Source organism: Pseudomonas sp. LBUM1651 (assembly GCF_059716135.1).
Genome location: NZ_CP166805.1, coordinates 3,485,963 through 3,499,069, shown reverse-complemented (window position 1 = coordinate 3,499,069; position 13,107 = coordinate 3,485,963). Strand labels below are relative to the sequence as shown.

At 60.6% G+C, this 13,107-nt stretch carries 10 protein-coding genes; all 10 read right to left on the bottom strand.

Annotated features, from left to right (window positions below):
* Positions 1-16: 16 nt before the first annotated feature.
* The gene (locus ACA066_RS16185) at positions 17-892 is read right to left on the bottom strand and encodes an alpha/beta fold hydrolase (protein WP_497695714.1); all 876 of its coding nucleotides are present in this window, start codon (positions 890-892) and stop codon (positions 17-19) included.
* A gap of 112 nt (positions 893-1,004) precedes the next feature.
* Complete coding sequence (locus ACA066_RS16180; RefSeq protein WP_497695713.1) at positions 1,005-1,637, bottom strand: CGNR zinc finger domain-containing protein; 633 nt, start codon at positions 1,635-1,637, stop codon at positions 1,005-1,007.
* Positions 1,638-1,755: 118 nt separating this feature from the next.
* Positions 1,756-3,177, bottom strand: a complete 1,422-nt coding sequence (locus ACA066_RS16175; protein ID WP_497695712.1) for a mannose-1-phosphate guanylyltransferase/mannose-6-phosphate isomerase — start codon at positions 3,175-3,177, stop codon at positions 1,756-1,758.
* A gap of 135 nt (positions 3,178-3,312) precedes the next feature.
* Positions 3,313-4,404 (bottom strand): mannuronate-specific alginate lyase, encoded by a 1,092-nt coding sequence (locus tag ACA066_RS16170; RefSeq protein WP_497699892.1) that lies wholly within the window; start codon positions 4,402-4,404, stop codon positions 3,313-3,315.
* Positions 4,404-5,798, bottom strand: a complete 1,395-nt coding sequence (locus tag ACA066_RS16165; protein ID WP_497695711.1) for an alginate O-acetyltransferase AlgX-related protein — start codon at positions 5,796-5,798, stop codon at positions 4,404-4,406. The genes ACA066_RS16170 and ACA066_RS16165 overlap by 1 nt, the downstream gene beginning before the upstream one ends.
* Positions 5,799-5,809: 11 nt before the next feature.
* On the bottom strand, positions 5,810-7,327 hold the full coding sequence (algG, locus tag ACA066_RS16160) for a mannuronan 5-epimerase AlgG (protein WP_497695710.1): 1,518 nt from the start codon (positions 7,325-7,327) through the stop codon (positions 5,810-5,812).
* Positions 7,328-7,408: 81 nt separating this feature from the next.
* Positions 7,409-8,797, bottom strand: coding sequence for an alginate export family protein (locus ACA066_RS16155; protein WP_497699891.1), 1,389 nt, complete (start codon positions 8,795-8,797; stop codon positions 7,409-7,411).
* A gap of 41 nt (positions 8,798-8,838) precedes the next feature.
* A complete protein-coding gene (locus ACA066_RS16150) occupies positions 8,839-10,239 on the bottom strand; it encodes an alginate biosynthesis protein AlgK (protein WP_497695709.1) in 1,401 nt (466 codons plus the stop codon).
* Entirely contained in the window at positions 10,236-11,450 is a 1,215-nt protein-coding gene (locus tag ACA066_RS16145) for a PilZ domain-containing protein (RefSeq protein WP_497695708.1), read from the bottom strand. Before ACA066_RS16145 ends, ACA066_RS16150 begins: the two co-directional genes overlap by 4 nt.
* Before the next feature lie 119 nt (positions 11,451-11,569).
* Positions 11,570-13,051 (bottom strand): glycosyltransferase family 2 protein, encoded by a 1,482-nt coding sequence (locus tag ACA066_RS16140; RefSeq protein WP_497695707.1) that lies wholly within the window; start codon positions 13,049-13,051, stop codon positions 11,570-11,572.
* Positions 13,052-13,107: the final 56 nt, after the last annotated feature.

Here is a 13,107-nt window from a genome sequence, read left to right as displayed (position 1 = left end):
TCCGCCTGTGATTCCTCTATACCGCGTGACCAATCACTTCGATGATGCGCTGCGCGATGTAGTCCACGTGTGTCTCGAGGGCGAAGTGCCCGGTGTCGAGCAATTCGACAACCGCATTCGGATTGTCGCGCTTGAACGCCTCTGCGCCCGGCGGGATGAAGAACGGGTCGTTCTGGCCCCAGATCGCCAATGTCGGAAGCTGGGTCTCGCGGAAGAACCGCTGAAAGTCCGGGTAGCGTTTGAGGTTGTTCGCGTAGTCCAGGAACAGGTCGAGCTGGATGTCCTTGTTGCCCGGCCGCTCCATCAGCAGTGCGTCGAGAGTGTAGGACTCGGGCGCGATGAGTTCCGGCGTGCTGACGCCGTGTTCGTACTGCCAGCGCGTGCCTTCCAGGTGCAGGACCGCGTCAGCGATGACCTGGCGATTCTCGGCCGACGGTTCTGCCCAGTAGGCTCTGATCGGCGCCCAGGCATCGCCCAGTCCTTCGAGGTACGCGTTACCGTTTTGCGAGATCAGCGCGGTCATTCTTTCGGGGTGTTTGACCGCCAGTCTCAGGCCGGTCGGTGCGCCGTAATCGAAGACGTACATCGCGTAGCGTTTCAGTCCGAGGGCCTCAACGAAATGGCCCAGCGTTTCTGCCAGTGCGTCGAAGGTGTAGACGTATTCGCGCTCGGCAGGCACCTCGGTGAATCCAAAACCGGGCAGGTCCGGGGCGATGATGTGGAAGTGCGCCGACAGTAACGGGATGAGTTGGCGGAACTGGTGGGATGAACTGGGAAAGCCATGGAGCAGAAGGAGGGTCGGCTTGGCCGGTTCTCCTGCTTCCCGGTAGAAGACGCGGACGCCGTCGACGTCGGCGAATTTGTAGCTGATGGGTGCAGTAGTAGTCGTCATGACCATTGTCCTCGTAACCGCTTGGATGAGTTCAAGCCGGTTTGCGAGACTGAATCTGGCACGATAAAAGTAACCTGTCAAAACAATTTTAATAGGTTACTAATTCCCGGCCTCAAGCATCGATGACTTTCTTTTGCCGTTCGCGATGGGCCGCCGCTTTGGCCCTGTTTCCGCAGACCGCCATGCTGCACCAGCGGCGTTTTCTGCCACGGGTGTGGTCGACGAACATCAGGGTGCAGCTCGGTCCTTCACAGCATTTCACGTTGGTGAAATCTTCATCGCTGACGAACTGCGCGAGCACTTCGCCCAGCGGCAGCAGCAGGGAATCCGGGCTGCGCCAGCGGCGTTTCAGTTCCCAGGCGAGCTTCGGTGTTTCGCCGTCCAGCAGCGTGATCTGCGTGTACTTCTCGTCCCGTTCGAGCAAGCGATTCAAGGCCTCGAACTCTGTCAGGGCCGAGGCTTCCAGCGGTTTGCCTTTGTATTTCAGGACAAAGCCACGAAACCATTCGCGCAATGAGCGTGCCTGCGCTGCAACCGTTTCCAGCTCGCCCGGCATCGCTTGTGCCTGAAGCCGTTGCAGTATCTCGTCTTCCACCCAGCCCGATTGTTTCAGCCAATCCAGCCAGCCGTTGCCGTCGTCGATCCAGTCGACGGGTTCATCGACGGGCGTTGCTATCGAGTTCAGGAAATCGAGAGCGGCGGCGTCGGCGACGAAGAGGGCCGGTCCACGGGGAGTGCTGTTCATGAGGATGTCCACTAAGCCTGGATTGATAAGGTTTAGCGTAACCACTCAAAATGCATTCGACAAGTTACTATTGGGTTGATAACCTCTTCATCATATTCGGTATGGTTACTAAATGGGCTCAACTCTTGACCTCTTGGTTCCTGCCGTAGACATCTTCCAGACGCTTGATATCGTCCTCGCCCAGGTAGCTGCCGGTCTGCACTTCGATAACTTCCAACGGAATTTTTCCGGGGTTGGCCAGGCGATGTACCGATGCGATCGGGAGGTAGGTGGACTGGTTTTCAGTGAGCAGGAAGACCTTTTCGTTGCACGTTACCTGGGCGGTGCCTGAGACCACGATCCAGTGTTCGGCGCGGTGGTGATGCATTTGCAGGGACAGTTGAGCGCCGGGTTTCACGGTGATGTGTTTGACCTGGTGGCGGATGCCGTTGTCCACCGAATGGTAACTGCCCCAGGGACGATACACCGCGCAGTTGTTCTGGGTTTCCGAGCGGTGTTGGGCGTCGAGCGCATTCACCAGTTTTTTCACGTCTTGCACGGTGTCGCGGTGCGCGACCATCAGTGCGTCCTCGGTTTCTATCACGACCAGATTTTCCACCCCGAGCAGGGTCACCAGCTTGCTATTGCCATGCACGTAGCAACTGCGGCTGTTGTAGCTGACGACATCGCCCTTGAGCACATTTCCATCGGCGTCCTTGTCGTGCACATCCCATAGCGAAGACCAGCAACCGACATCACTCCAGCCAGCGCTGAGCGGGACAACCCAGGCACGGTTGGTGCGCTCCATCACCGCATAGTCGATGGAGTTGTCCGGGCAGCATTCGAAGGTGGCCCGATCGATGCTGGTCACGCCTTCGTTGCTGGGGCTACGCTCCAGGGCGAGCACGCAGTTCTCGTAAATGTCCGGTTCGTGAGTGCGCAGCTCGTCGAGGTAGCGGCTGGCACGGAAAAGGAACATGCCGCTGTTCCAGAAGTATTCGCCGGAGCGGACAAATTCGGCGGCAGTTTGCGAGTCGGGTTTCTCGATAAATTTTTCGACCTTGAAAGCACTGGCGCCGGCATCACTGCAGTCAGCCTTGATGTAGCCGAAGCCGGTTTCCGGACGCGTCGCCGGAATGCCGAACAGCACCAGATTGCCTTTGAGCGCCTCTTCCTGCGCGTGTGCCAGTGTGGCGCGCAAGGCGGGAACGTCGCCGATCACATGGTCGGCAGGTAGTACCAGCATGAGCTCATCACGGCCTTCGGCGATCAGTTTGAGGGCCGCCAGTGCTACTGCCGGTGCAGTGTTGCGACCGAAGGGTTCGAGCAGGATCGTCTGCGGCGTGCAGCCGATGGCGGCGAGTTGTTCATTGACGATAAAGCGATGCTCCTGATTACAGACCACGATCGGCTTGCCGATGCCATCGAACGCCAGGCGCTGCAGGGTTTGCTGAAACAGCGATCCTTCGCCGGCCAGACTCAGGAATTGTTTGGGATACAGCTTGCGCGACAGTGGCCACAACCGCGAACCACTGCCGCCGGACAGAATGACTGGAATCATTTCTCTTACCTCCCGCACCTTCATCACTCGACATGAAGGCGCTTCGCACAGCGAAGGACTGCCTTCCATTATTTGAAACACAAGCTCAATTCAGAATGGCTCCACCGGGTCTCCGGAGCGTGCCGGCTGATGCCTTTATTCTTTCTGGTCAGCAAAGAGCTGGGTGATGTCGCCGCCCAGACGGTAGGTTTTCATCGGTTCGAACGATTGGCGCCAGCGGTTGGTTTGCTCCGAGCAGTCGTACAGCGCGCAGTAAGGTTCCAGCCAGGCAAACTTGCCGTCCTCGTTGAGGTCCTCGAGTTCTTGATTGTAGCCGGTCTTGCGTTCAAACGAGCGGGGATCCTTGATGCCTTCTTCCACCCGCGCCGCCAGACGCCGCATGGCGCCGTGGTTTTCTTCGCGCAGGTCGACGCCGTTGGCTTGGGCAAAGGCGGCGATCATCATCAGCGGCCCCATCGCGTAGTTGTGGTAAGCCAGTGCACGGGTTTCGCGTCTCAGTTCGTTGGGCAGATAGCCGTCTGCATCGACCTGGGAAGCGCCGATGCGAAACTGCGCGACCGACCAGTCGAACAGGTCGCGCCGATCAACCACCACCGAGGCCGCCATCACGGACCAGGCCGCCCAATACTGGTGATTGTTCAGCCGGTCCAGCGGCTGGTCGCGCCAATCCCGCACCACCTGATCGGCGACCAGGCCGATCCAGGCCTCGATCGGGCGGGTCTGCGCCTCACGGCCCTTCAACGGCTGCGAACTCGAATACTTGAGCCGCAGCCAGGCCGAAGAAATACTGCCCAGCGCCCATTTGCGCATCGACTTGCCGGTATGGGTGTAGGTCGTGCTCAGCAGCGCCTGCGCCTTGGCCCAATCGCCCAGCCAGATCAGGGTGCAATCCACATGACCTGTGCGGCCGAGCCGTAAATAGGCGGCGACTTGTTTGTTGACGCCCTTTTCCAATTCGTTGATATCGGCCGACATTTGTTTGTAGCGCTGGTTGGATTGCGCGTTGAACTGGTCACGCGCCTTGCCCGAGCCCTCGTACTTACTGGGGATCATCAGGTCACCGGTATAGGGTTTTGGCGTCGCCGGACAGCTCGGCGCGTCGCCTTTCTTGTCCACGGCCGGCGCGTAATAGCCCTGCGGCGGGCGAAGTTGAGCGGCCGCCGCCTGCACGCCCGACACCGCCAGAATGAAGGCCACGCCAAAGGCGGCCCAGTGTGCCTGACTCATCATTGCCCCTCCGTCTGCGCGGTGCGCAGGGAAGGTGCCGTGATGACTGGTTTGGCACACAAGCGGGTCGAGAGCTCCATGGAGCTCGTTCCTGGCGGTGGCTGCACGTCCATGGAAAGAAAAGTCTGTTCGTCCCAGTCCCCGTCAGCGCGCAGCTCGAAGGCGAAGCGGCCCTGGGTATTGATCGTTGGCGAACGGCTCAAGCTGATGTTTTCCTGGCGACCGTTCATGTAGGTCAGGGTCGCGTTCATCATGTGCACGCCGGGATCAGCGAACTTGAGGTCGACCTGATAACGATTGCCCTTGATCGGATACACATTGCCGCCACCACCGTTGAACAGCACCTGATTGCGCCCGCTGTGCAGGGTCGAACTGCTTTTGAGCAGCGGCGCCTGGTTGTCGCAGCCATCGCTCAGCGCCGCCATAGCCTGCCGGTAGAAGCTGGTTTTGCCGAGGCTGTCGAGATTATCGGTTTCCCATACCAGCACCGCCGGCGGGGCTTTCTGGAAGTCGTCGCCAAGCAGGTAGGCGATCAACGAATCATCGTAGCCACCGCCCGGTACACTGAAGTTGCTGACCGGTGTCTCCAGGTACTGCTGGAGGAAGCCGGCAAAGTTGAACGCGTCACCGCTGGCGCTGGTACCGATCAATGCGACCTTGGCGGGGCCTTTGGCGTTGCCCTCGGCCCGGGTTTGATAACGGGTGACATACTGCGCCGCATAGCCGTTGCCGCAGATCTGTGCGGCGACTTTTTGCAACGTGCCAGAGCGTCCGAGCAGACCGGCCGGCTGGCTGGCGAAGACCTGATGCGGCAACACCTTGAGCACATCGTTGCCCTTGAGTGTCTGGGCCACCAACTGGGCACTTCGTTCGGCGCCATAGGGTGTCCAGTTGTGGTCGCCCTTGAAGTAGAAGGGCTGCCCGGCGGGCTGTGGCGCACCCAAAAGGTTGCTGAAGTCAGCGACCTGAATGCCCAGGTCGCGCACTCGGCTCAGCGTTTGCAGGTAGTTCTGCCGGGCCTTGGCCTGATCGAAGCTGGCCAGTTCCAGCGGCGTCAGGCGGTCGGCGTGCAGCAAGCCGCGGCTGGGTGGCAAAACCAGCACCAGCTCGACATCGCGCTGGGCCAGCCCGTCGCGCAGGCGCTTGAGGGCCTTGTAACCGCTCTCATCGAGGCCAAAGTCAGTGCGAAAATCGCTACGGGTGCGAAAGAGCCACTGGTCCTTGGCCTCCACCAGGGTCGCGTAGTTTTTCAGCTTCGGCTGTTCGTAAAGTGCTGCCTGCGCCGCTTGCGGGCACAGCTTGCAGCAGGCCTCGGCCGTGTACTCCGGCTGCGCCTGGACCCACGCCGGCACCGACAGCAGGCACAGCGCGGCGAATCCATGGATTGTCTTCATCAGCAGGCTCCTCAAAGTTTCACCGGCAGAATCAATGCGGCTTCACGGCGTCGCAGGAGAATGTCTATCAAGTCACCCTGAACCTCCCCGAGCAAACCGGTAAAGGCAAGGCCGTCCTGTTTCTGCGGCGCCAGAAAGGTCAAGTTGTAAAGTTCCAGACGCGTGGGTGAAAACACGGTGATGGGGCTGGAGCCGTTGCCAATCAGTTTGCCGCCGACCACGGTGAGCGACAGCTTGGCTTCGTAGGGGTCTTCCTTGAGATCGCGGTCAGTGCCGCGCAAATCCTTGATGTGGCCATAGATGCCGGTCAGGGCATTGGCCATCAGCTCGTTTTCATAAAGCCGCACGCCGGTGCTGTTACGCACCCGGATACCATGCCGGCCATTGTCGCTCGCGCGGTTGCGCCAGAACAGGTTATTACCGCTCTCATACACGGTTACACCGTCGGAGAGGTTCTTGTAGGTCTCGTTGTAGGCCACCAGGTTATTGACGCTGGAACGGTCCAGGACGATGCCCGACAGGTGGTTGTTGTAGGCGCGGTTGTAGATGATCCAGCTGTCATTGACCTCGCGCGATACGATAATGCCGTGCTTCTTGCGGGTACCGAAGGCATCGTTGTGGGCAATGATCAGCCGGCGCGAACGGTCGTGCGGGTCGATGCCATAGACGATGTTGTCGCGATAGGAATTGCCGAGGATCACCACGTCGTCGGCCTCATAGCAATAGAAGCCGTACCAGTTGTCGACGAACTCGGAATTGAGCAGCCAGCCAGTCGGCCGCTTGCGTTTCATCCTCGGCGCCATGCTCGGGCTGTACTGGGAAATACTGACCCCATAACTCTTGCTCGCGGTGTAGCCGAAGCTGGTGATGGTGCTGTTGACGATGTAGGTCTCGGTGCCTCCCCAAGACACCAGGAAGGGCCGGAACTCACCCTCTTTCTTGTACCAGGCCGGGCTGTCGTTTTTCTCGCTCCAGGCGCTTACCTTGGTATCGGTGATAAACAGCTTGCCGTCATTGACCAGGAATGAACCGCCCTCCTGGGACAATCGCAACTCCTTGACCGACTTGCCGATATGCAGCGTTGCGCCCGGACGTATGACGATCGGCAGGCGCGCCAGAAACACCCCCGGCGCAGTTTCACGCAAGGCGGTCGGTGGCAGGCTGCGCGCCAGTTGCGTCAGGGTCATGTAGCCACGGTCGATGAAGATCGCTACGGGCATTCGCTTCTGGCGCACCACCCATTCCTTGAGGCGATCCTCGCCGCCGATGAACTCGTCGAGCGCGTTTTCCTTGAGCATCGGCTGGACCGAGGCACGGCCGGCGGGTTTGTAGGAAATCTTCGCTGCGACTGCCTTGGCCGTATAGCCGGACAGGTCGGGCATTTTCGGCTCCTTGATCAACAAGGGTTTTCCCGGAGCCTCGGTGATGGTGTAGCGCGGCACCATGACGTCACCCGCCGCACTGGCACCTGCCGCCTGTACCAACAGCATTCCGGCGAGCAACAACCCTATCTTGACGATACTGTCCATAAGCTTCACTCATCAAAAATGCAACCTGGTGATCAATGTGCCGTTGCCCACGGCGGCATCACCGCGGGCAACCACCTGCTCCTAGATTTTCCAGACAAAATCAATGAACGCCCGGTGCATGCTCGAGTCGGTGCCGTCGGCGTAGGCGTCACCCGGGAAGAACACGCCGAGGCGCAAGCGGACCAGCGCCGAGGGTTCGTCCACCCAATCCACCATGCTCGCGGGCAACAGGCCTTGTTTGAAGTACTTGGTCATGACCAGATCGACTTCCTGGCCCAAGTCCTTCTCACCGTCCACCAGCGCCGCGTTGATGATCCCGTCGTCGCCGGTTTCCGTTTGGTCATCGACCCGCCAGAAGCGGTGGTAGACGAGGCTGGCGTCGTAGTCCTCGCGCATCTGCCAGGAGCCAAACAAAGTCGCCGACTGCAGGTTGCTCAGTTCACCGCGAAAGGCTTCGCCGAAACGGTGTACGCGTGAACGCGTGCCGGTGTAATTCGAGCGGTTGCTCTGCAGGCCGGTTTGCTGGAACTGGTTCTCCTCGTCGTCACCGCCGCCGTCGCCGCGGGCGGCGGCAGCACCGAGGCGCCAACTTTCATCGATGTTCCAGCGCAAACCCAGGTCCGCGGCCCAGGCGTTGACGTCGCCACTGGTGTGGCCCGTCGCGACCCGATCGCCGGCAGGGTCGAGCTCGGTCGTGAGGGTGTCGCGATCGCCGGTCAGCCAGGTTGCGTTGATCCAGTAATTGACCGGCATCGTCGAGCGATAGTTGTAGCCGTCACCGTTCGCTTCGAGGCCGACCCAGGTCAGGCTGCCGGTATTGTTCTTGTCGAGTGCATCGATCTGCTCGCCGACGTCGGGCAGATTGCCGCTGTCCTCTGAGTGATGTACGCGCAGGCCAACCCAATTATTGGGCGTCCATTGCGTAGAGATGTCGGCGAAGGCATGGGAACGGTCTTCGTCTTCGGGCGACAGGTCGTCCACATCGGTCCGGTAGTCGGAAAAGCGTTGAGCGGCGCCGAGGTGGGCGCGCAGCAGAGTGGTTTCGAAGGTCCAGTTGAGCGCTTCGATGTTGGTGTCCATCCACTCGCCACTGTCCTCGCGCAGACGCTGGCGCCCCAGACGCAAATGCTCGCCCGGATAAGCGGTGATGCCCGAATAATCGACCCAGAACTCGCGCATCGCGAGGTAACTGTCATCCGTCTCACGGGCGTTAGTGGCGTCGACACCGTTGTTGATCGTATCGGTATCGATGGTATCGGTCGCGGCCACCGCCTGCCCCATCGCATAGGCGCTCCAGTTACCCCATTGGCCAAAGGCCCAAGGACGCAAGTCGATGCCGATACCGTTGACCTTGCCACCGGACGCGGTGCCCAGGTCACGATCCTCCTGCGACTCAGCGGTAATCTTCACATCCAGACCGAAGTTCTTCGCTGCCACTTCCGCTGCCAGCACCAGATCGACGCTGCACATCAGCGAAACCCCAAGGCCACAACCAGCCAACAATGCTTGCTTCATAGTAAGTCCTGTCCATTTTCCGGAGTTTGCAGCCTGGCTAAAGCAGCGCCCGTCAGACGGGCCTGGGCTTCTTCCTCAAGCAAGGGCTGCGCGATTTTCCTTTCTGCCGGGGTCAGCCCCGACTGCAGGGCCGACAGCACTGGCCCTGCATCTACCACGCCCTTGCGTTGCGCGAGTTGCGCAAAGACAAAAGCATTGATCCGATTGACCTTGACCCCGCGTGAGTCGGAAAACATGCGAGCCAGGGCCAAATCGGCGTTGGGCGAGCCATTACGGGCTGCCAGCAACAAATGTAGCAGGGCTTTCTGTGGTTCGACTTGGCCGAGATAACCGCGCCGATACAACTGACCCAGGTAGTAATGCGCCGCGACTTCACCGGCCGCGGCCGCCTTGAGCAAATGCTCTTCCGCCAGGCGCGGATCCTGTGGCAACCATTTGCCGAGGTAATACAGCCGCCCGGTCAGCAGTTCCGCCCGTGGGTCGCCCGCTTCGCGCCCGCGCTGCAAGGCCGAAAGCAATTGCGGCGCATCGCCTTGCGCGGGGTAGTCGTCGATCAACCGTGCCAGGCTGGTCCAGGCCGGCGGATAGACCGGTGCCAGTTCCTCGAGCAGGCGCTGGGCGCTTTGCGGATCTGCCGGGCCTTCGAGGGCTGGCGACGACAACACGCGCGCCACTGACTCGACCCGCAAGGGCGCTACTCGTCCCTCGCGCAGACCCTGGCGCAACTGCACCAGCAGGTCCGCTTGCGCCTTGGGCTGGGCACGCATTCGGTTGATGGTGGCCAGCTCCACATAACAGGCATCGAGTACCGCCAGCCGAGCCCGGCACAACTGTTCGATCTGCGGCAGGTGAGCGTTATAGGTGCCTTGATTGCGGTACATCAGAATCTGCGCCAGGTCTGCCTCGACAATGCCCTGGGCACGCCAGCTATCGACTTTCTGCTGCGGGTTCACCACAGGCGCCATTCGCGGGTAGCCCAGGTACAACAACGTCAGCGGCACCACCGCACTGAACTCGCCTTTGTCCAGCGCGCCTTCCAGCAATTGCCGGGCCTCGTGCACTTGCTGGGGATCACTCGGACTCTGACGCAGCAACAAACGGCCCAGACGTGACTGCGCCTTGACCGATTCCGGCGCGGCCTGCCGGTACAAGGCTTCCGCCTCTTTCAGGCTCGCCGGGTCGCCCGCCGAGGCCGTCAAGTCGCCCATCCCGGCCTGGGCATCGGCATAGCCGTCCTCGGCCAGCGCCGCGTAGTTCTTGCGTGCCGTTTCATAATCGCCGCGCGCCATGGCCTCGCGCGCCAACCCTTGATCGGGCAGGGTGCCGCAACCGTGGATCATAGTCAGAGCAGCGGCCAGCGCAGAAAACCGCAGCCCCGATCGCCATGCGCCGTTCATTTTCCGGCCGCCATGACTTTATTTTCCCAGGCGTTCTTCACCCAGTTATTGGCCGCCGAGGCATTCTCCACCCAGACATTGCCCTGCAGGTCTTCGATACTGACCGCCACCGGACGCCCGGCCAAATCGGTCTGCAACGGGCTGTCAGGCTCAATGGTGACCCGCAGGTCGGAGGCCAGACCGCCGTTGTCCAGCGCCACTGCGGCGATTTTGCCCGTGCGTGGCTGTTCTTCACCGATCAGTTGAAAGCTCACTGACGTGCCAGGCTGGATCTTGGCAAAATTCTTATAGGGGAAGCGCGCCTCGATGGTTGCCAAACCGTCGATCGGCATCAACTCGTATACCGAGGTGCCCTTGCCGACGACCTGGCCGTCCGGCACCAGCTGCGACACCACCCGGCAATCGCAGGGGCTGGTCAGCGAACCTTGCAGGGTTCGGCTGAACAGGCGCTCAAGGTTCTCCGGGGTCGCCTGCCCGGGCGGCAGGTTGCCTTTCATCACATCCAGCAGCGAGGCGGAAAAGGTCGCCAGCGGAGCCCCCTTGGACACCACCGCCCCCACCTTGACCAACGAATTGACGCTGCCATCACGCGGCAGGCCGATCAACTGGCCGGGCACATTGACCCGCGCCGATTCGGCGTGAGTGACGAAGTAAATGCCATACAACTGCTGCAGCACATAACCAAAGGCAGCCAGTCCCACCAGAAACATCAGCAGGCTCACCGTGGTCGCCCGCAAACGAGTGAAAAAGCCCATGCCGTGGCCGTTTTCGTGTTTTCGCGGCTTGGTAAAGTTGTCGCGCTGTTGGGTCGCGAGCATGTCACCCAGGCTGATCACCCCTCCCGAGAGGTAGGAGGTGATCACATAACGCAACGCCGCGATCGCGCGCGGGCGCAGGTTGTGGAACTCGCAACCCACCCGCAGTCCCTCGCTGCTGACCGAGCGCACGACAAACTCCACGTCGATGGCAAACCCAAGCGCATCGACCTGGAACACCAGTTTGCCTTTGTGATGGCGGCCCGCGATCAGTGGTGTGTCCGGCTGACTCAGGCTGAAGCCACCGGCTGACAAGTCGATCAGCTCGCAATCGAACTTTTGCCGGCCCGCCCCGTTAAACTTGACCCGCGCCGGTAGATTCAGCCGTGCATGCTGACGCTGCACCTCCGACTCATGCACGACATTGTCATCACCAGCAATAACGGCTGTGTTCATAACGCGTCCCTTCCCATCCAAGATTCAGACCGATCCGGCAGAACAGAGCCGGTGTTTTCACCTTCATCCTCGACCGCTGTGCAGACCTGCACGGCATGCCGACTGCCCTGACACCTGCGTTACACAATCCACATCAGCAGCGCGCAAAACACACTGCCGGCCGAAAACGTCATGGCCCGCGACGACCACGTATTGAACCAGCGCTGATAGCTGGCCAGCCCGCGGTCGAGTTTGGTTTTCTGACGCGTCCACGATTGCCGGTCGAGACGGAAGAACACATAGATCTTCACCATGGCGCCGACCAACTGGTTGTAATAGAGAATCATTGGGTATGCCGGCCCGACCGGGTGCCCCGAAACCAGCAACAGCAGACTCAGGAGCAAGCGAGTCACGCCGATCCAGAGCACATAGATCAGCAGGTAGGCCGCGCTGTATTTGAGGCTGGCAATGATCGCGATCGACGGTCCGAGCAGGCTGGCCCACATCGATACGCGTTGGTCGAACAGCACCAGCGAGGTGAACCAGCCCAACCGACGCACGCCCAGGTGCAGGGCCCGAGAGTTCTGCCGCAGGTTATTGCCATACCAGCGGAACATCAGCTTGCGGCTGGCCTTGAAGAAGTTCTTTTCCGGAGGATGCTCGACGGTGTTGATCGCCGCATCAGGCACATAAAAGGTGTCGTAGCCCAGCCGCATCAGGCTGTACCAACTGGACTTGTCATCACCGGTCAGGAAGCGGAAACGTCCCAGACGCCAGTGCTGCAGATAGTCGCGCTCAACGTCTTGAATAAAGCCGGGATCGGTCACCACCTGGGCGCGAAACACCGACATCCGCCCGGTCATTGTCAGCACTCGCTTGCCCAGTGCCATCGAACACATATTGATGTGGCGCTGGGCGAACCGCAGCTTGTGCCATTGGCTCATCAGGTAGCTACCGCGCACCTCGCAGAATTCATTGGTGGTCAACCCGCCGACCTTCGGAAACAGCTTGAACCAGCGCACGGTCTGACGCACCAGCCCGGACGAGAGCACGGTGTCGCCATCGACCACCGCCACCACCGCATCGGCATCCGGCAAATGCCGGGAGATCGCCCGAAAACCATGGGCCAGGCCATCGCGCTTCCCGGTGCCGGGAATCCGCACGAAGCTCAGCTTGACCTGCTCCGGCCGGGTATAGCTGTCCCAGAGCGCTTTGATCAGCAGCTCATCGGCCAGCTCTACGATGGAACAGACCACCGTGGTCGGGTAACCACAACCGATGGCCTCTTCGATCACCGAGCGGTAAACCTGCGCCGTGGTCAACGCCTCGATCCGAAAACTGGTCACCAGCAAAAACACATGCGACGGATCGGCACTGCTGCCGAGCCGGGTGACTTTGCGTCTGTAGTAAGGAAATACCAGATAAAGGAACAGTATTCCGCGCAGGTAATGGATCGCGCCCATCGAATAGCGCCAGATACCGACCGCCCCCAGCAACAGGAGAAAGTCCCTGGATTGGGGGTCGAACACTGAGCGCGGCAGCAACAGTGCAAGCCCCATCAGTGCGGTGAGGTAAAACAGCCACCCCGCCGCTTCGCGCAAGTAAACCCTGGAATCGGCCATGCCTGTGACTCCTGTTCGAAAACCCGGATTGCTCAGGGCGCGCCAGTTCCGCGCCT

What these genes read in the sequence shown, in the direction of transcription:
- ACA066_RS16140 (WP_497695707.1), bottom strand. Translation starts at nt 13,051, where the DNA reads ATGGCCGATTCCAGGGTTTACTTGCGCGAAGCGGCGGGGTGGCTGTTT.
- ACA066_RS16170 (WP_497699892.1), bottom strand. Translation starts at nt 4,404, where the DNA reads ATGAGTCAGGCACACTGGGCCGCCTTTGGCGTGGCCTTCATTCTGGCG.
- ACA066_RS16155 (WP_497699891.1), bottom strand. Translation starts at nt 8,797, where the DNA reads ATGTGCAGCGTCGATCTGGTGCTGGCAGCGGAAGTGGCAGCGAAGAAC.
- algG (WP_497695710.1), bottom strand. Translation starts at nt 7,327, where the DNA reads ATGGACAGTATCGTCAAGATAGGGTTGTTGCTCGCCGGAATGCTGTTG.
- ACA066_RS16145 (WP_497695708.1), bottom strand. Translation starts at nt 11,450, where the DNA reads ATGAACACAGCCGTTATTGCTGGTGATGACAATGTCGTGCATGAGTCG.
- ACA066_RS16185 (WP_497695714.1), bottom strand. Translation starts at nt 892, where the DNA reads ATGACGACTACTACTGCACCCATCAGCTACAAATTCGCCGACGTCGAC.
- ACA066_RS16180 (WP_497695713.1), bottom strand. Translation starts at nt 1,637, where the DNA reads ATGAACAGCACTCCCCGTGGACCGGCCCTCTTCGTCGCCGACGCCGCC.
- ACA066_RS16165 (WP_497695711.1), bottom strand. Translation starts at nt 5,798, where the DNA reads ATGAAGACAATCCATGGATTCGCCGCGCTGTGCCTGCTGTCGGTGCCG.
- ACA066_RS16150 (WP_497695709.1), bottom strand. Translation starts at nt 10,239, where the DNA reads ATGAACGGCGCATGGCGATCGGGGCTGCGGTTTTCTGCGCTGGCCGCT.
- ACA066_RS16175 (WP_497695712.1), bottom strand. Translation starts at nt 3,177, where the DNA reads ATGATTCCAGTCATTCTGTCCGGCGGCAGTGGTTCGCGGTTGTGGCCA.